The sequence below is a fragment of the Burkholderia sp. 8Y genome, from assembly GCF_902506145.1.
Classification (GTDB): Bacteria; Pseudomonadota; Gammaproteobacteria; order Burkholderiales; family Burkholderiaceae; genus Caballeronia.
This window is the reverse complement of sequence record NZ_LR733519.1, coordinates 1,782,813-1,798,568: the sequence shown is the minus strand read 5'-3', so window position 1 is coordinate 1,798,568 and position 15,756 is coordinate 1,782,813. Positions and strand designations below refer to the sequence as shown.

Genomic DNA, 15,756 nt, shown 5'->3' with positions numbered 1-15,756 from the left:
AGCGCGTGCAGCTATCTTCACGAACTTAGGCAATGATCCTCTCGATACCGGGCGTGCTGAGCGCCGAAGACGCCGCCGCGATGCGCTCGCGCCTCGAAGCCGCCACCGACTCATGGGTCGATGGCCGCGCCACGGCGGGCTACCAAGGCGCGCCCGTCAAGCGCAATCAACAGATTGCGGAAGGCTCCGCCATTTCCCGAGAATTGGGCGATGTGATCGTCGGTGCGCTCGAACGTCATCCGCTCTTCATTAGCGCAGTGCTGCCTAACCGCGTGTATCCGCCGCTTTTCAATCGCTATGAAGGCGGCATGCATTTCGGCAGTCACGTCGATGGCGCGATTCGCATCGTCCCCGGTCATGGCGCGCGAGTGCGTACCGATGTATCGATCACGCTTTTTCTTTCGCGCCCTGAAGACTACGACGGCGGAGAACTCGTGATCGAAGATACATATGGCGTGCAAGAAGTGAAGCTGCCAGCGGGACACGCCATCGTGTATCCCGCGACGAGCCTGCATCAAGTGCGGCCCGTGACGCGTGGCGCACGCGTGTCCAGCTTCTTCTGGGCACAAAGCCTCGTGCGCGACGATGCCCAACGTGCGCTGCTATTCGATCTCGACAACTCGATACAGCGTCTCAATGCGACGAACGGCGACGAAGCCGCGAAACGCTCGCTCGTCGGGTGCTATCACAACCTGCTGCGCATGTGGAGCGAAACCTGAGAAAGCTCGTGCCTAGTGGCTCTCGCGCGCGCTCTGCGCTTTAGTCACCGGTAAAGCCATGCCGTTTGCCGCATCACTCTGTCCGATCCCGGCAAGCGCCGCTTCATCGCGAGCGATCACGCCGGGAAGATGCGCACGCAGGAATTCGACCCAGGTACGCGTCTTTGCATCGATAAACTTACGCGACGCATAGAGCGCATAGAGATTCGTGCGCTGTAACGTATGCTGCGGCAGCACGCGCACCAGCGAACCGTTGCGCAAGCCATCAATTGCGGCATAGAGCGGCAGCATGCCGATGCCCATGCCCTCGCGTATCGCCACCGCAAGCGACTCCGCGATATTCACCTGCACCGGCCCGCTGATCTGCAAGGTCTCGCGGCCTTGCGGGCCTTCGAGCGTCCATTCGCGCGCAGGAAATGCCGGCGTTTGCAATGTGAGGCAATCGTGGTCCGCGAGGTCCGCAGGCTGCACAGGTGCGCCGCGCGCACGAATATAGTCGGGCGACGCGCACAGAATGCTGAAGGTCGTGCCCAGCCGGTGCGAAATCACTTCTGAATCCGACAGCGCGCCTGCCGAGACGACTGCGACGTCGCTGCTGCCTTCGAAGAGATCAGGCATGCGCTGCGACAGCGTCAATTCAACCTTGACGTCCGGGTAAAGCGCGCGATATTGCGCGATGGCGGGAAGAATATAGTGCTGCCCTACGCTCGCGAAGCTGAACATGCGCAGCGTCCCGGACGGGTGCTCGTGCGCGCAACTCGCTTCTTCTTCGGCTCCGTCGATCTCCGCGAGAATCTGCAAGACGCGCTTCAAATAACGCTCGCCTGCTGATGTCAGCGCGAGGCGCCGCGTCGAACGATTCATGAGGCGGGTGCGTAAGTGCGCTTCGAGTTCGGATACGGCGCGCGACATCGCGCCAGTCGTCGAGTTCATCGATTGCGCAGCGGCCGTGAAGCTGCCGGCTTCAATCACACGGGCAAATACCCGCATGTTTTGTAGGGTGTCCATCAAGACGTCACAATTGCCTGAAGGTCGTTATTGTCCGCTGAATAGCAGAAGCGATTGTTATTGTTTCTGGAAAGAATGTTCCCTGATTCCCTCATTAATCCGCACAGTCACGCTGTCTAGAATCGGCGCCTTCACGAAGAAGCCACTGGGCACACATGTCGTTCATGGATCGGCCGCGCGCGAGCGCCGCCTTCGCGCGGGAATTCATCGACGGCTGGCGAGACTGGCTTGCAACGGACGGCGTGCAATGGCTGCATCTATTGAAGACGCTGCTTGCCGCGTTTCTCGCGATGGGCCTCGCCATGCGCCTGGAGTTGCCCCAACCGCGCATTGCGATGACGACCACCTTCGTCCTCATGCAGCCGTTCTCCGGCATGGTGCTCGCCAAGGGCGTGTATCGCTTTGCCGGAACGATGCTCGGTATGCTCGCCGCGCTCGTGCTGGGCGCCATCTTCATACAGCAAGCCGAGTTATACGCCATTGCGTTGACGATATGGGTTGCCGCTTGCACGGCATTAGCGGTGCGGTATCGCCAGTTTCGTTGGTACGGCTGCGTGCTGGCCGGCTATACCGCTGCACTGATCGGCGTGCCGCTCGTCACGGCGCCCGGTCAGCTTCTGCTTGCGACGCTCACGCGCGGCGCGGAAGTCATGCTCGGCATCGTCTGCTCGGGCGTCGTCAGTGCCTTGCTCTTTCCACGCCATGCGAGTGCAAACCTCGACGCGACGCTTGCGGAGCGCGAGGCTCGCTTCAAGGCACTTGCAGTCAAGTTACTACGCGGCGGGCTCAGGCGAAGCGCGCGTGAGCGGCACTACGCGGAACTTGTCGCGGATATCGTCGGCTTCGAAGCGACGCGCCGTTTGGCGGCCTATGAAAACCATGCGCTGCGTTCTCGGCCCATGCTGCTCTCGCAGTTGAACAACGCGTTCATGAATGCCTGTGCGCGCCTGCATGCGCTCGATCAATCGATAAAGCGGCTGCCCACCAGCCTGTTGTCCTCCTCCCTCGCGCGTTGCCTGATTGAGTTCGCGGATCTCTTTGATTCGCCGAAATGCGACAGAGACGCGTTGATACGCTTCAGAACGTCATTGCCGGAACGCTTGGGAGACGCATCGCAGCTTGACATCGTCACCTGCGCCGAGCTTCTCGACCGATTGATCAGCGATATGAATCGCATAGCGGACCTGCGTGCGGCATTATCCGCAGGCCGAGCCGACGACACGCCCGCCGCGCACTACGTGGCCAGAACGAACCGCTTCGTGGTCGCCGCGACGTTCGCGCGCACCGCGATGGTCATGGCGGCGGTCGCGGCTTTCTGGATCGTCACAGCGTGGCCGAGCGGCGGCTTCGCGCTCATCGGCGCAACGCTGGCCTGTGGGCTATCGTCGGCATCGGCGCGGCCAGCGCGGTTCGTCGCCGAGATGGCTGCGGGAACGGCAGTCGCGATGTTCATCGGCTATTTCTTCCTCTGCCACGTCTATCCCGCGATAGACGGCTTCCCGCTGCTATGCGCGGTGCTCTCGCCACCGCTTGCCATAGGCGCCTTCATAGCCATGCGCCGTTCGAGCTCGGGTTATGGCGTCGGCTTTTGCGTCTTCTTTTGCCTGCTTGCAGCGCCCGATAACGTCATCGTGTATGACCCGGCTTCGCTTTTGAACAATGGCATCGCGATTCTCGTGTCGATGCTCGTCACGTCGATGGCGTGCGCCATTGTTGTGCCGCCCCGTACGCGGTGGCTCGTCGGCAAAACACTCGCCGCGTTGCGCGCTCAGGCCGCGCTCGCGTGTGAAGGACCGCTCGTTCGCCTGAGCGATCGCTTTCATTCAGGCACGCACGACCTGATGTCTCAACTGTTAGCCCTTTCGACTCAGTCATCGCGAGGGCATCGTCGCGCTCTGGCCTGGATGTTCGTCACGCTGGAAGTGGGACAGGCGATGATCGACGTGCGCGTGCTAAACGCGGCACTCGACTTGAAGGAAGCGGCGGTTCGACTCATGTGGGCGTCGTCCTTGGCGCGCATGCTTCGCGACATCGCCATGCTTTTTCGGCTGCCCTCTAGTGCGTCGCTTCGGCGCGCAATCAACTCGGTCGTGCGGTCGATCTTCGTCGCAGAAGCCCTTCTCGCATGCGCAAAGGCGTCGAGCGAAGACAGCAGCGAGTATCAGCGCGATGTGCAACGCATGCTCGCGTGCCTGCATTTCATTCGCAGTGCGCTTATCGATCCGGATGCGCCCTTCGATGCTTCTCTCTAAGCCGATCTTTCCTTTGCATGGAAATGTGCCTTCCGTGCGCGACGATTTATCGCGCCGGGCGCGCAGCCTAAAGTGTCTTCATGCCGAGCCGATCAGTGCCGGCGGTCTTGTTCAAGGAGAGTTCGATGAAGTCACTGAAGTTCGTCATTGCTGCAATCATGTTCTCGGGCGCTTCGCTCGCGATGGCACAAACGTCCGCGCCTGCTGCTGGCAGTAGCGCAAATCAGACGTCGAGCCAGCCGTCGAATCAGACGCAGCAATGCGTCGGGCCGGCCAGCTATTGCACCGTTTTTTTCGGCGGCAGCTAAAGCGGTGGAACGTCTGAATCCGGCTGCGTCGGCCTGTAAATCGCGCCGGAATTAGACAAAGCGCAAAAGAATCGCATCCTGAATTGCCGTGCGGTCACGCACGGCTATGAAAGCGTCAGGCAATACCTATAATCGCGGCGTCGCTCGCAAGTCTCAGCAGCCCTATCCGATCATCGCGCATGGCCGCGATACGCAAGTCATCAAGACTCATTCGATCCCCGCGCCGCCGACAGCCCCACGTCCAGTCAACGTGCTTGCTTTATTCGCGCATGGATCATCGATCGAGATAAGGGCACATGCGAGCGCATGATTCATTCAGTGTTCGTGGAGATATTGATGTTCGAAGACCGTATCCGTTGTGCCGCGCTACGCGCAAAGATCACCTCTGCAGCCGATGCAGCGCAGCTCGTGCGCAACGGCATGCACGTGGGGACAAGCGGCTTCACCCGCGCGGGCGATGCGAAGGCGGTGCCACTCGAAATCGCGCGCCGGGCGCGCGAGGAAAACGATCCGCTGCGCATCACGCTCATGACGGGCGCATCGCTTGGCAATGACATCGACCGCATTCTCACGGAAGCAGGCGCACTGGAGCGCCGCTTGCCGTTTCAGGTCGATAGCACATTGCGGCGCGCCATCAACTGCGGAGAAGTGATGTTCGTCGATCAGCATCTCTCCGAAACCGTCGAACTATTGCGCGATCACCGCATCGGCACGCTGGATATTGCCATCATCGAGGCCGTCGCGATCACCGAAACCGGCGGCATTGTGCCGACCACATCCGTCGGCAATTCAGCAACGTTTGCGATGCTTGCGCAGAAGGTCATCGTCGAGATCAATCTCGCGCAGCCGCTCTCGCTAGAGGGACTGCACGACATCTGGTCGCCCGCGCCGCGCCCATTTCGCGCGCCGCTGCCGCTCGTTCACCCGCGCGATCGTGTTGGCACGACATGTATCGACATTCCAATCGAGAAGATCGCGGCCATCGTCGTGACGGATCAGCCCGACAGCCCCTCGACCGTACTCCCCGCCGATGAAGAAACGGCGATGATCGCCGGTCATCTGATCGAATTCTTTCAGCACGAAGTGTCGCGCGGGCGTCTGTCTAAGACATTGCCGCCGTTGCAAGCGGGCATCGGCACCATTGCGAATGCCGTTTTGTCCGGCTTCGCCGCATCGCCTTTCGAAGCACTCACGCTCTACTCAGAAGTGCTGCAAGATTCGACCTTCGATCTCTTCGATGCGGGCAAGCTCGCATTCGCCTCGGGCGCGTCAATGACGCTGTCGGCCCAGCGTCAGGCGCAGGTTTTGAAGGATCTCGACCGCTATCGCGACCGGCTCGTGCTGCGCCCGCAAGAAGTAAGCAATCATCCTGAAGTCATTCGCCGCCTCGGACTCGTCGCGATCAATACCGCGCTGGAAGCCGACATTTACGGCAACGTGAATTCCACGCACGTGGGCGGCACGCACATGATGAACGGCATAGGCGGCTCAGGCGACTTCGCACGCAATGCGTCGTATGCCGTGTTTGCAACGAAATCTATTGCAAAGAATGGCTGCGTTTCCAGCATCGTGCCGATGGTGCCGCATTGCGATCACAACGAGCACGACGTGGATGTGATCGTGACCGAGCGCGGCCTCGCCAATTTGACCGGCCTTGCGCCTCGTGAGCGTGCATTGACCGTGATTGACAAGTGCGCGCATCCGCTTTATCGCGATTACTTACGCGACTACTACCGCGACGCAGCAGCGCGTGGCGGGCACACGCCGCACTGTCTGGACCGGGCGTTCGCGCTGCATGAACGCTTTGCACAGACTGGCTCCATGCTGCAACGCGACAGCACGGCGGGCTGTTGATCCCTGCGAATCGGAGCACAATGGCGCGGACGTCGCTCGGGGCTGAGCGAACAGGAGGAAGCATCATGACCGCCATCACGTGGGTTCTCGCCGCCGACGGCCAACGCGCCCGCGTCTTCGAAACCCGGGGACTCAAGGTCGATCTTCAGCAGGTCGAGGACATCAGGAACGCGGATACACCGGACAGCGAGAAAAGCCGCGAGAGCTTCGCACAAGTCATTGCGGCCTTCCTTGAGCAAAGCAGGCGGCAACATCGCTTCGATCGATTGCGTCTTGCCGTGGACCCGAAGTTTCTCGGCGTTTTGCGCGAGTGTCTGAGCAGCGAAACACGTGAGCTGGTCTACGAGGAACGCGACACCGACGCCCGCAGCGCCCAGCGTGTGGTCGAACGGTCTTGAGCAACGCGCGCCGCATCGTATCGCGGCGCGCGCCACTCATGACATTACGCTGGCCCGATGTTCTGATTGCTGCGGAACACGTTCTCGGGATCGTAACGGCGCTTGACTTGCGCAAGCCGCTCGTAGTTCGGTCCATAAGCCGCTTTCACGCGATCGCCTTCATCGCCCGTCAGGAAGTTCACGTAGACGCTGCCCAAGGCATGCGGCGTCAACGCGGCGAACATGTCGCGCGCCCATTGCGTGCATCGCTCGTCATCCGCGGCTTCCGTCCAGCGGCCGTGTATGTTGATGGTGAACGCTGAATCGCGATTCGCGTAAGCGGTGGCATCGGCGGGAATGCGATTGGTTTGACCAGCCATGGCGCCGATAAAGATCTCGCAATGCGGCGAGGGCAACGCCTTCACTGCGTCCGTGAGAATGCGCAATGTCTCGTCGTCGAGCGCAGAAAAGTTATGCGACTTCCAGTAATTGCGCGCGCCCGGCGTGAGCAATGGATCGAATGCCTTCTGCCATGCGGTGAAGGGCATCGGGCCGACGTGCTCGCCATACGGCGTGCCGAACTCACGCACCGCTTGCAGCGCCTTGGCACCGTTCTCCATCTCGCCGATATAGCAGCACGCCAGCGCAATGACTGGCTTGCCGTGTACGTCCGGCGGCAGGAACGGCAACGGCGGCGCAAGGCGCATGACGGCCCAGACCGTCGATTCGTCGGGTGCGTCCGCCATGAACGCGCGATATTTCGGCAAGACCTGATCCGCCTGTTCGAGGGGATAAACGACGAGTCCGCCATACACCTGCGGCCCGACTTCGTGCAAACGGAACTCGAACAGCGTCACGACGCCGAAGTTGCCTCCGCCGCCGCGCAATGCCCAGAAAAGCTCAGGCTCCGATTCGGCGCTTACGCGGCGAAGCTTGCCGTCTGCCGTCACGATGTCGGCCGCGACGAGATTGTCCACCGTCACGCCGTATTTGCGGCTGATCCAGCCGAAGCCGCCGCCTAGCGTGAGGCCCGCGACGCCGGTCGTCGAATTGATGCCGAGCGGTGTGGCCAGACCGAAGGCTTGTGCCTCGTGATCGAAGTCCGAAAGCAGTGCGCCGGGTTCGACGTACGCACGCTTCGCCTGCGGATCGATACGCACGGACTTCATCGCCGAGAGATCGATCATCAATGCGTCGTCGCTCACGGCACTGCCCGCGATATTGTGCGCGCCGCCGCGTATCGAAAGGAGCATGCCGTGCTCGCGTGCGAAGCCGAGCGCCGCGATGACGTCAGCCGTTCCCGCGCAACGCACGATCAGCGCCGGCCGCCTGTCGATAGTCGCGTTCCATACCTTCCGCGCTTCGTCGTATTCGGAATCCGTGGGCGCAATGACTTTGCCACGCACGGCGGTTTTAAGCGTATCGATTGTCTCGACCGGAATGTTGATCATAGAAGACCTCGCTGCATGAGAAGCGCGCCGCGACGTGCCCGACCTGCCATCCGGAACGTGAAAGCGCAAGAATTCCGCTAGGCGCGATATCGGCGCATAAGCCGTGATGAGCAAGCGGATTGCGATGCGGAAAGCGCGTCCGCCTGTTGATTAAAGACTTGCGATTACGGAATGTAAAGACGCCGGACAGCAATTCGCGCACAACATTTAGCATGCATCGGACAAAGTTACCCGGAAACGCTCTTCATACGTGCAGCGCTTCCTTAATTGATTCGTATCCCTTACTTAATTGCCGCTTGGGACGCAATGCTTACATAGGCGCATCACTTAGCGCCGATCTGGCAAACATTGTTGAATGTCCTTACACCAGAGCAACAGAGGTCAACGCGTGGCGAGTGCGAGCGTTTGTTGGCCATTGCAGATCATCCGGTCTGCATGTCCACATGAAGGATGTTTGAAATGAAAAAGCTGTTTGCTGCCGCTCTCATTGCCTGCCTTTCGGCGGGTGCATACGCCAAGTCACACGAAGCCGAGCGTCACGAACGTCTCGAACGCAAAGAGCATCGCGAGCGCGTCGATGAGGCGCACGAACGCGATGCCCGCAACGAACGCGAAGCGCGCCAGGCTCGCGACGAACACAAGCGCCAGGAAGTGATCGCCCGTCGCGACGCAGCGCCGGGCAACGGGCACGCCGAATTCCGCCACGATGAGGCAAACGGCCTGCACATCACGCATTAACTTGCGTGGATTGACGAGCCGTTGATGTGAGCGAGCGCCTGCGGGCGCTCGTGATTGCGCAGAGTTTGCGCGACAAAAAATCTAGTAGCCGAAAGCGCCGCTTCCGCTCGGGAAGTCGATGGTGCCCTGGTCGGAGAAACGCGCCCCGCCGAACGGTCCGCCTGCAAGCCTGCCGCGCGCAACATAAGAGACCTTGGTGACCGCGTCGCCGCTCGCAAAGCCCAACGCTTGCCGCGCGACCGACCACGCCGATACCGTCACCGGCACCGACACGACCACTTCGCCGAAACGCGGCACCGACCCGCGCTGCGGGCTCACGCCGCTGGCAAAGGCGCGGCCGTTCACATCGAGATCGAGCGCGACACCGTCGAAATCGATGGGCGTGTCGTTAGGATTCTGCACGCGCAGCTTCACGGCGAAGCGCATCTCCAGCCCCTGCCCTTCGAGCGGCTCGATGCCCGCCACATTCACGCGCAACGCATCGCGGTTCATGAAGCTGGCGCAGCCGCCCAACAACAGCGTGGCAAGCATGAAGAAAGCAAGAAAAAGGCGATTTTGCGCGAGATTCATTGGCATGGGCAAAGTCCGTAAAGCGTGAATTATTCGAGGATCAGGCGTGCAAGAGGCCAAGCAACATGCGGCCATACTCATGATGAAACCAGACGCCATCGGCGACGTAAAGTGCCGCAATCCACGCCGCGCCGACGACGATCAAGTCGCAATGTCCGCTTGTCCAGAGCCTGAGCGAATGGCGTGCGCCGATCCACGGCACGCCGAGCGGGTTCGGCCAGTCCGCCAGCAGATGCATGATGCCACCGCACGCGAAGCCGAATGCTAACGGCACGGCGGGGTGTCGTCCGAGCAGATGCCATGACAACGCCAGAAGCGCGGCCCAGCCGACGCCCCAATGCGTGAGCGTGCGATGCGTGATCCACAACCTGCGCTTTCTGGTCCACCACGCGACTTCGAGCCAGTCCGGCGCGGTCGCGCCGACCACGCCGCCTAAGACGGCCAACACGCAGGAAAGGTAATCGACGCCTGCCGCCTTGCTGACGAGCGCCGCCGCGATGATTCCCGCTGCCCATCCCGTCGCATGATGGGCCTTGCTCGATGCCATGTGAACCTGCCTTGAACCGCTTGCTTAAGAAAGCGCGCATGTTCGCACGGCGCATGCTTCAGTGTGCGTGGCGATACAGAAACTTACGCAATTGCGTGCGTTGGGGCACCCTTTGCGCGCATCGTCGGCGAGGTCGCGCGTCTATGACTAAAATGGTTGCTGGAACCGTTGCGCGCGACAACCGGCGCGCGTGGACGCATGCTGCAAAGGCCATCTATCTCATCAGCCGTCATGCAACACCTGAAATACCTGAGCGCCTACCCCAACGCGCTACAGGACAAGGTGCGCCGACTCATTGCCCAGCAACAGCTCGGGCCCTATCTCGACGCACGATATCCTCACAAGCACGCCGTCCAGTCGGACCGCGCGCTGTATCAGTACTGCGCCGATCTGAAGAATGAGTTTCTGCGCGTCGCGCCGGGCATCGACAAAGTCTGCTACGACAGCAAGCTCGACGTGCTGCGCCACGCGCTCGGCCTGCATACCGCCATCTCGCGGGTGCAGGGCGGCAAGCTCAAGGCGAAGAAGGAGATCCGCATCGCGTCGCTTTTCAAAGATACGGCGCCCGAATTTCTGCGGATGATCGTCGTGCACGAACTCGCACACCTCAAGGAGAGCGATCACAACAAGGCGTTCTATCGCCTCTGCGAGCTGATGCAGCCGGGCTACCATCAGATCGAATTCGATCTGCGCCTCTATCTCACGCATCGCGATCTGGTGCGTGGTCAAGCGGTTTGACGGTTGTGTTCGACTGTTGATCTTAGGACCGGGCAAGTGCCGTCGCGTAGCCGTCAGGCGCTGCCAGCGAGACTGAGCGAAACCCGTTTGCAGCATCGGACATCGGAAATCGCGGGCCATCATGGCGTCGATCGCTCGCTCGTCCGCAGCACGCAGAACGGTCGCCTGCGACTCGCGTCAGTCGAACCCACGAGCCACAGCCGCGCGTCGGCGGGCGCATCTTAGCGGGGAGCGTATTGCGCTTCGCCGTTGCCGAACGACCAGTTTTCCTTTTTCACTTCGATCAGACTGATGAAAACATCTTCGCGACGCACTTTTAGGCGCTCGTGCAGACCATCGGCGACAGCCTTGTAGAACGCGCGCTTCTTCTCCACGTCGCGTCCTTCGTTGAGCGTGATCTGAATCACGATGCAATCGTCGGTGCGGTCAATGCCGAGATAGCCGCGATCGACGATGAAATCCGACGCGCCATGCTCGCCGACGATCTGAAAGCGGTCATTCTCGGGCACGTCGAGCGTCGCGCGCATGGCGTCGTACACGACATCGCCAATCGTCGCGCGATAGGCGGCGTCCTTTCCCTGCATCAAGTCGATTCGGACGAACGGCATAGCCAAGCTCCTTCAGAGATTCACCGGTATCGCGGATGCACGCGCAATTGCGGCAAGCCGTCGCTCATCACGACGACCACGGCGTTTTGTTCGAACGCGAGCATGAAATCGTCGGCGTCATGCGTGTCTGCGCCGAGCACGAGAAAACTTGCTTCGGCGGTCCATATGCCTTTCGGATCGCGCCCTTCCCCGGGTAACGCAGTCAAACCCGACTGCGCGATGCGCGCTTCGAGCATGTGCTGGCGCGCGGCATTTTGCTCTGCGCTGAGTTCGCGCCCGAACGGATTGAACGCGGTCACGAACACGGCGCTCGACACGCCGTGACGCGCCAGCAGCGCGGCGACGGCGCCGTTTTCTTCGCCGATCATCATATCGATGGCCGGCTCGCCGTGTATCCGGTAGAGAGCGGCGCGATACGCCGAAAGAATGGCGTCGGAAAGCGAAGGATGGTCCATAAGCACGGACGTTACCCGAGCGCGTCCGGACATGCAAACCGACCTATACTTCAAACAGCGCCTCACGCAAGGAGGACGCCATGACACGCAAGTACATCGATTGCCGCGAGTGCTCGAGCGACAGCAACTGCACGGTCGCGCTGGCCGCCGACTCCGAAGACGAATTGATGCAAGCCGCCGTCCAGCATGCGGTGAGCGTGCATCAGCATCAGGATTCGCCGGAGCTAAGAACGGAACTCAAGAAGTTTTTCCACGACGGCACGCCGCCGCTCGAAAAGCCGGCCGCATAAGAAGCGGAGCAGTTGTTGGCGTGACAAGCCACGCGTTGCCTGGCACGCGGGGCTGAGGGGAGTTTTGTCGTTTGGAGAGAAAGAAGCGGAAACCGCGAAGAACAGCAACGCGCCGTTTTTCAGGCGCAGCCGGTGCGCCGCTCGCTGCGGCTGAAACGTTGACGCGAGTGCCAGTCTTCCGAGCGCAGCACGTGCTCGCCGTCCTCGCGGGCTTCTTCTTTCGAGTCGAAGCCTTCGTCGCTATAGGCGACCACTTTCATGCCGCCGCCTGCCGCGCGCTCAACGGTGATACCCCAATGCCACCCGCCTTCCTGCTGGAAGACATGCAGCGTCGGCTTTGGCGATCTGGTCAGGTCCATCAATGCGACTCCTCCAAGTTGACGTCCGTAAGGCTTGCTGCCTTGCCTAGACGAACGCCCTTGATGTCGGGCGCTTCTCTTTGCGTTGCCCACACGCGAAACGGTTCGGGCAGGTATGGCTTGAATATCGAAGGTGCTAAGCGCACGCTCAGGACAGCATACTCAATGCGATGCTGCAATGCAACACGGGCTTTCCCCGAGTCATGGCGTTGCATGAAACGCTGCCCGCTAATTGGGACATAGATGGCAGCATTTAGCGCAAAGATGCACGCGGCTACTTGCATAACGAGCGCGCTGCATATTGCCCCTCGAGCGGCGGCGGGTGTCGAAAACATCACCTCAGCGTGCGCCGGTGAGATCGCGCGTTGTGTCCTAGAATGGGTAAGCCGTCATAAGCGGCGCAAGGGGAACTAATGAAAGCATCCCGATTCATGCTTGGCGCGCTGGCGGCGTGCTGGGCCGCGTCTGCACTCGCGCAGCCGCTCGCCGACGATCCGTCCGCGCCCAAGACGCGCGAGCAGGTCCGTTACGATCTTCGCGCATGGCTCGCTGCGGGTTACGATCCTAACGACTGGATTCATTATCCCGAGAACGCCATGCGCGCTGGCCGCATCGTCGCGCAACGGCGAGCCGACGGTCCGCCGATGACGCAATAGCGCGCGGTCACGCGGCCGGCTTGGGCCCGCGCAGGATGCGTCGCGCAATGCTCCATCGGTGCACCTCCGACGGGCCGTCATAGATCCGGAACGCGCGCATGTCCGCGAAGATGCGCGCGACGACGGTTTCGTGCGTGACGCCCTGCCCGCCCAGCACCTGCACGGAGCGATCGACCACGCGCCACAGCGCCTCCGACGACACCACTTTCGCGATGCTCGACTCGTGCTTGCCGAGCACGCCCTGATCGAGCACCCACGCGCAATGCCAGATCGCGAGCCTCGTCACATGCAGGTCCATCTCGTTGTCCGCCAGCATGAAGCCGACGCCTTCGTGTTCGCCTAGCGCCTTGCCGAACGCCTGACGACGCCGCGCATAGTCGCTGGCCACGTCGTGAGCGCGGCGGGCCGCGCCGAGCCAGCGCATGCAATGCGTGAGACGCGCGGGCGACAAACGCACTTGCGCATAGCGAAAACCTTCGCCCGGTTCTCCGAGCACGCTCAACGCCGGCACGCGCAGTCCGTCGAAACGCACGACGCCGTGGCCGCCGGGAAAGCAGGTATCGAGCGAATCCATCGACCGTTCGATCACGATGCCCGGGCTCGACATGTCCGCGAGAAACATCGTAGCCGGGCCGTCCGCGAACTTCGCCATGATGATCGCGACCGCCGCGCCCTCAGCGCCCGTGATGAACCACTTGCGGCCGTGGATCACGTATTCGTCGCCCTCGCGGGTCGCGGTGGTCTCGAGCATCGACGGGTCCGCGCCCGCGCCCGGCGGCGGCTCCGTCATGCAGAAGCAGGAGCGGATCTCGCCCGCCGCGAGCGGACGCAGCCAGCGTTCTTTCTGCTCGGGCGTCGCGATCGCTTCGAGCAGATGCATGTTGCCTTCGTCCGGCGCGGCGATATTGAGCGCGACCGGGCCGAGCGGCGAGTAGCCCGCTTCCTCGAACAGGATGGCCTTCGCGACATGACCGAGCCCGAGCCCGCCGAACTCCGGCGACACGTGGCTCGACAGCAAGCCCACCTTGCGGCCCTTCGCGACCAGTTCGGCGCGCAACGCCTCGTTCGGTCCATGCGGCGTGCAGCGCGGATCGCGCTCCATCGGCACGATGTCCTCTGCGATGAACGCGCGCACGCGCGCCTGCAAGTCGGTCAACTCCGGCGAAAGCGAAAAGTCCATCGGCGATCCTCGGTTGTCAGTGAATCATGCGAGCTTAGCCGTGCCAGCCGCATTCGTCATTCATCGTATTCGCTGTATTTGCGCGCATCGCCGCGAACCTTGTGCGCCGGATACTTCGCGCGATTGAGCGCCATCTTCTCGAGTAAAGCCTGATGCAGATCGACATCGAGCGCGTCCGCGAGCATCACGAGATAAGCGAGCACGTCCGCCATTTCGTGACGTATGGCTCTGAGCTTCGCGTCGTCGAGTTCGGCTTTGTCGCCGGTCTGAAGCCACGTGAACGGCTCCAGCAACTCGCTTGCTTCGACGCTTAGCGCCGCCGCGAGATTCTTGGGCGCGTGGAAGCGGCGCCAGTCGCGTTCATGTACGAACTCGCGCAGCATGTCGCGCATGGCGACGAGTTCGCTCGGGGATTCTTTCATCGCGTCCTCAACTCATGACTCATTGCGCCGGATAAAGGCCGAGTGTGCGCGCATGCAGGCGCGCGAGGCCGAGCAACGCGTCGGTGAAAGGCGTCGGCACGCCGGTCATCGCGCCGAGTTCGCGCACCGACGCGACGAGCGCATCGAGTTCGACCGCCTTGCGCGCTTCCACGTCCTGCAGCATCGACGTCTTCATCGCGCCGAGCTTCGCCGTGACCGCGTGACGGTCGGCGGGCTCCTGATCGATCGGAATGCCGAAGCGCGCGCCGATCTCCTTGGCTTCGAGCATGATGCGCGTGACGAATCCGCGCACGAGTTCGTCGCCGAGAATGCGGTCGGTGGTCGCGCCGGTGATCGCGCTGATCGGGTTCATCGTCATGTTGCCCCAGAGCTTGAACCACACGTCGCGCTGAATCTGCGGCGAAGCGGAAGCGTTGAAGCCTGCCCGCGCAAAGAGCGATACGAGCGAGTCGACGCGCGCACTCGGCTTGCCGCTCGCCTCGCCGACAATCAGGCCGTTGCCCTGATGATGCCGGATGACGCCCGGCGCTTCCACGAAACAACTCGCATGCACCACGCAGCCGACCGTCTGCGCGCTCGGTACCGCGGCGGCGATGGCACCTTGCGGGTCCACCGAAGAAAGCCGCTTGCCGGCGAACGCATCGCTCAAGCCCTCGCAGAACCACCACGGCACGCCGTTCATCGCGGTAAGCACGGTGGTCCGTGCGCTCAAGAGCGGCGCGATATGCGCGGCGACGGATTCCATCGCCGGCGCCTTGACGGCGACCACGACCAGATCCTGCTGACCTAAGGCCTCAGGCGCGGCACTCGCGCGGACCTGCACCTCGTGCGTCGCATCCTTCTCGACGAGCTGCAAGCCGCGCATGGTGAGCGCGTCGAGCGTCGCGCCGCGCGCGACCACGCTGACATCGCAGCCCGCTTGCGCGAGCTTGACGCCCATCCAGCCGCCGATTGCGCCCGCGCCGTAAATGCATACCTTCATCTTGTCGTCTCCGCCACGCTCCATGGACCGCCCATTGTAAGAGCGGATGGCAATCTTGGCGGCGGGCGCTCAAACGGTCCAAATTATGAGTCGGCCAGCGCACTTCAAGAGCCGCCAAACGAATAAAAAATTCGCCGGAAAATGTGCTCCGGCTTATTGAAAACGGAGTCCCCGCTCCTATTTTTCGATGCAAGGGCAGCGACGCAGCCACGCGCCGCCCA

19 protein-coding genes are annotated in these 15,756 nt (G+C 61.9%); 8 read left to right on the top strand and 11 right to left on the bottom strand.

The genetic code is table 11. The annotated features are described in order from the left end of the window. The first annotated feature begins 32 nt into the window (after positions 1–32). Positions 33–719 (top strand): Fe2+-dependent dioxygenase, encoded by a 687-nt coding sequence (locus GV035_RS07880; RefSeq protein WP_159834394.1) that lies wholly within the window; start codon positions 33–35, stop codon positions 717–719. A gap of 12 nt (positions 720–731) precedes the next feature. Here the strand turns inward: GV035_RS07880 and GV035_RS07875 are convergent, their stop codons facing one another. Continuing rightward, a complete protein-coding gene (locus GV035_RS07875) occupies positions 732–1,727 on the bottom strand; it encodes a LysR family transcriptional regulator (RefSeq protein ID WP_159834393.1) in 996 nt (331 codons plus the stop codon). 155 nt (positions 1,728–1,882) lie between these two features. On the opposite strand from GV035_RS07875, the gene GV035_RS07870 reads away from it, so the two are divergent. From GV035_RS07870 to GV035_RS07855, 4 genes are all read left to right on the top strand, one after another. Then, positions 1,883–3,979, top strand: coding sequence for an FUSC family protein (locus GV035_RS07870; protein ID WP_236572485.1), 2,097 nt, complete (start codon positions 1,883–1,885; stop codon positions 3,977–3,979). A gap of 125 nt (positions 3,980–4,104) precedes the next feature. Then, on the top strand, positions 4,105–4,287 hold the full coding sequence (locus tag GV035_RS07865; RefSeq protein ID WP_159834392.1) for a hypothetical protein: 183 nt from the start codon (positions 4,105–4,107) through the stop codon (positions 4,285–4,287). Positions 4,288–4,623: 336 nt separating this feature from the next. Further along, a complete protein-coding gene (locus tag GV035_RS07860) occupies positions 4,624–6,141 on the top strand; it encodes a succinate CoA transferase (RefSeq protein ID WP_159834391.1) in 1,518 nt (505 codons plus the stop codon). A gap of 65 nt (positions 6,142–6,206) precedes the next feature. Next, entirely contained in the window at positions 6,207–6,539 is a 333-nt protein-coding gene (locus tag GV035_RS07855; RefSeq protein ID WP_159834390.1) for a host attachment protein, read from the top strand. A 44-nt stretch (positions 6,540–6,583) separates the two neighbouring features. On the opposite strand, the gene GV035_RS07850 is transcribed toward GV035_RS07855, so the two are convergent. The 4 genes from GV035_RS07850 to GV035_RS07835 all read right to left on the bottom strand — a co-directional run bounded on the left by GV035_RS07850 (position 6,584) and on the right by GV035_RS07835 (position 9,824). Continuing rightward, the gene (locus GV035_RS07850; protein WP_159834389.1) at positions 6,584–7,969 is read right to left on the bottom strand and encodes an FAD-binding oxidoreductase; all 1,386 of its coding nucleotides are present in this window, start codon (positions 7,967–7,969) and stop codon (positions 6,584–6,586) included. Positions 7,970–8,488: 519 nt separating this feature from the next. Next, a complete protein-coding gene (locus GV035_RS07845) occupies positions 8,489–8,704 on the bottom strand; it encodes a hypothetical protein (protein ID WP_159834388.1) in 216 nt (71 codons plus the stop codon). A gap of 84 nt (positions 8,705–8,788) precedes the next feature. Then, positions 8,789–9,283 (bottom strand): LEA type 2 family protein, encoded by a 495-nt coding sequence (locus GV035_RS07840; protein ID WP_236572484.1) that lies wholly within the window; start codon positions 9,281–9,283, stop codon positions 8,789–8,791. 34 nt (positions 9,284–9,317) lie between these two features. Further along, positions 9,318–9,824 (bottom strand): metal-dependent hydrolase, encoded by a 507-nt coding sequence (locus GV035_RS07835; RefSeq protein ID WP_159834387.1) that lies wholly within the window; start codon positions 9,822–9,824, stop codon positions 9,318–9,320. A 231-nt stretch (positions 9,825–10,055) separates the two neighbouring features. On the opposite strand from GV035_RS07835, the gene GV035_RS07830 reads away from it, so the two are divergent. After that, positions 10,056–10,562: a M48 metallopeptidase family protein gene (locus tag GV035_RS07830; protein WP_159834386.1), complete on the top strand. Its 507-nt coding sequence runs from the start codon at positions 10,056–10,058 to the stop codon at positions 10,560–10,562. A gap of 221 nt (positions 10,563–10,783) precedes the next feature. On the opposite strand, the gene GV035_RS07825 is transcribed toward GV035_RS07830, so the two are convergent. After that, positions 10,784–11,170, bottom strand: coding sequence for a tautomerase family protein (locus GV035_RS07825; protein WP_159834385.1), 387 nt, complete (start codon positions 11,168–11,170; stop codon positions 10,784–10,786). Positions 11,171–11,190: 20 nt separating this feature from the next. Continuing rightward, positions 11,191–11,625, bottom strand: a complete 435-nt coding sequence (locus GV035_RS07820) for a DUF3293 domain-containing protein (protein WP_236572483.1) — start codon at positions 11,623–11,625, stop codon at positions 11,191–11,193. 80 nt (positions 11,626–11,705) lie between these two features. On the opposite strand from GV035_RS07820, the gene GV035_RS07815 reads away from it, so the two are divergent. After that, positions 11,706–11,915: a DUF1059 domain-containing protein gene (locus GV035_RS07815; protein ID WP_159834383.1), complete on the top strand. Its 210-nt coding sequence runs from the start codon at positions 11,706–11,708 to the stop codon at positions 11,913–11,915. 119 nt (positions 11,916–12,034) lie between these two features. Here GV035_RS07815 and GV035_RS07810 read toward each other — a convergent pair whose 3' ends face one another. After that, positions 12,035–12,274, bottom strand: a complete 240-nt coding sequence (locus GV035_RS07810) for a hypothetical protein (protein WP_159834382.1) — start codon at positions 12,272–12,274, stop codon at positions 12,035–12,037. A 413-nt stretch (positions 12,275–12,687) separates the two neighbouring features. On the opposite strand from GV035_RS07810, the gene GV035_RS07805 reads away from it, so the two are divergent. Continuing rightward, positions 12,688–12,930 carry a DUF4148 domain-containing protein gene (locus GV035_RS07805; RefSeq protein ID WP_159834381.1) on the top strand — a complete coding sequence of 81 codons (243 nt, stop codon included), beginning with the start codon at positions 12,688–12,690 and terminating at the stop codon, positions 12,928–12,930. A 7-nt stretch (positions 12,931–12,937) separates the two neighbouring features. Here GV035_RS07805 and GV035_RS07800 read toward each other — a convergent pair whose 3' ends face one another. Genes GV035_RS07800 through GV035_RS07790 form a run of 3 tightly spaced genes read right to left on the bottom strand, consistent with a single transcriptional unit; the run spans position 12,938 to position 15,535 of the window. After that, positions 12,938–14,110, bottom strand: a complete 1,173-nt coding sequence (locus GV035_RS07800) for an acyl-CoA dehydrogenase family protein (RefSeq protein WP_159834380.1) — start codon at positions 14,108–14,110, stop codon at positions 12,938–12,940. Between the two features lie 56 nt (positions 14,111–14,166). Next, positions 14,167–14,532 carry a nucleotide pyrophosphohydrolase gene (locus GV035_RS07795; RefSeq protein ID WP_159834379.1) on the bottom strand — a complete coding sequence of 122 codons (366 nt, stop codon included), beginning with the start codon at positions 14,530–14,532 and terminating at the stop codon, positions 14,167–14,169. Positions 14,533–14,551: 19 nt separating this feature from the next. Then, positions 14,552–15,535, bottom strand: a complete 984-nt coding sequence (locus GV035_RS07790; protein WP_159834378.1) for a 2-dehydropantoate 2-reductase — start codon at positions 15,533–15,535, stop codon at positions 14,552–14,554. Between the last annotated feature and the right edge of the window lie 221 nt (positions 15,536–15,756).

What these genes read in the sequence shown, in the direction of transcription:
- GV035_RS07840 (WP_236572484.1), bottom strand. Translation starts at nt 9,283, where the DNA reads ATGCCAATGAATCTCGCGCAAAATCGCCTTTTTCTTGCTTTCTTCATG.
- GV035_RS07880 (WP_159834394.1), top strand. Translation starts at nt 33, where the DNA reads ATGATCCTCTCGATACCGGGCGTGCTGAGCGCCGAAGACGCCGCCGCG.
- GV035_RS07870 (WP_236572485.1), top strand. Translation starts at nt 1,883, where the DNA reads ATGTCGTTCATGGATCGGCCGCGCGCGAGCGCCGCCTTCGCGCGGGAA.
- GV035_RS07795 (WP_159834379.1), bottom strand. Translation starts at nt 14,532, where the DNA reads ATGAAAGAATCCCCGAGCGAACTCGTCGCCATGCGCGACATGCTGCGC.
- GV035_RS07810 (WP_159834382.1), bottom strand. Translation starts at nt 12,274, where the DNA reads ATGGACCTGACCAGATCGCCAAAGCCGACGCTGCATGTCTTCCAGCAG.
- GV035_RS07850 (WP_159834389.1), bottom strand. Translation starts at nt 7,969, where the DNA reads ATGATCAACATTCCGGTCGAGACAATCGATACGCTTAAAACCGCCGTG.
- GV035_RS07800 (WP_159834380.1), bottom strand. Translation starts at nt 14,110, where the DNA reads ATGGACTTTTCGCTTTCGCCGGAGTTGACCGACTTGCAGGCGCGCGTG.
- GV035_RS07790 (WP_159834378.1), bottom strand. Translation starts at nt 15,535, where the DNA reads ATGAAGGTATGCATTTACGGCGCGGGCGCAATCGGCGGCTGGATGGGC.
- GV035_RS07865 (WP_159834392.1), top strand. Translation starts at nt 4,105, where the DNA reads ATGAAGTCACTGAAGTTCGTCATTGCTGCAATCATGTTCTCGGGCGCT.
- GV035_RS07805 (WP_159834381.1), top strand. Translation starts at nt 12,688, where the DNA reads ATGAAAGCATCCCGATTCATGCTTGGCGCGCTGGCGGCGTGCTGGGCC.
- GV035_RS07855 (WP_159834390.1), top strand. Translation starts at nt 6,207, where the DNA reads ATGACCGCCATCACGTGGGTTCTCGCCGCCGACGGCCAACGCGCCCGC.
- GV035_RS07830 (WP_159834386.1), top strand. Translation starts at nt 10,056, where the DNA reads ATGCAACACCTGAAATACCTGAGCGCCTACCCCAACGCGCTACAGGAC.
- GV035_RS07860 (WP_159834391.1), top strand. Translation starts at nt 4,624, where the DNA reads ATGTTCGAAGACCGTATCCGTTGTGCCGCGCTACGCGCAAAGATCACC.
- GV035_RS07845 (WP_159834388.1), bottom strand. Translation starts at nt 8,704, where the DNA reads ATGCGTGATGTGCAGGCCGTTTGCCTCATCGTGGCGGAATTCGGCGTG.
- GV035_RS07815 (WP_159834383.1), top strand. Translation starts at nt 11,706, where the DNA reads ATGACACGCAAGTACATCGATTGCCGCGAGTGCTCGAGCGACAGCAAC.
- GV035_RS07835 (WP_159834387.1), bottom strand. Translation starts at nt 9,824, where the DNA reads ATGGCATCGAGCAAGGCCCATCATGCGACGGGATGGGCAGCGGGAATC.
- GV035_RS07825 (WP_159834385.1), bottom strand. Translation starts at nt 11,170, where the DNA reads ATGCCGTTCGTCCGAATCGACTTGATGCAGGGAAAGGACGCCGCCTAT.
- GV035_RS07820 (WP_236572483.1), bottom strand. Translation starts at nt 11,625, where the DNA reads ATGGACCATCCTTCGCTTTCCGACGCCATTCTTTCGGCGTATCGCGCC.
- GV035_RS07875 (WP_159834393.1), bottom strand. Translation starts at nt 1,727, where the DNA reads ATGGACACCCTACAAAACATGCGGGTATTTGCCCGTGTGATTGAAGCC.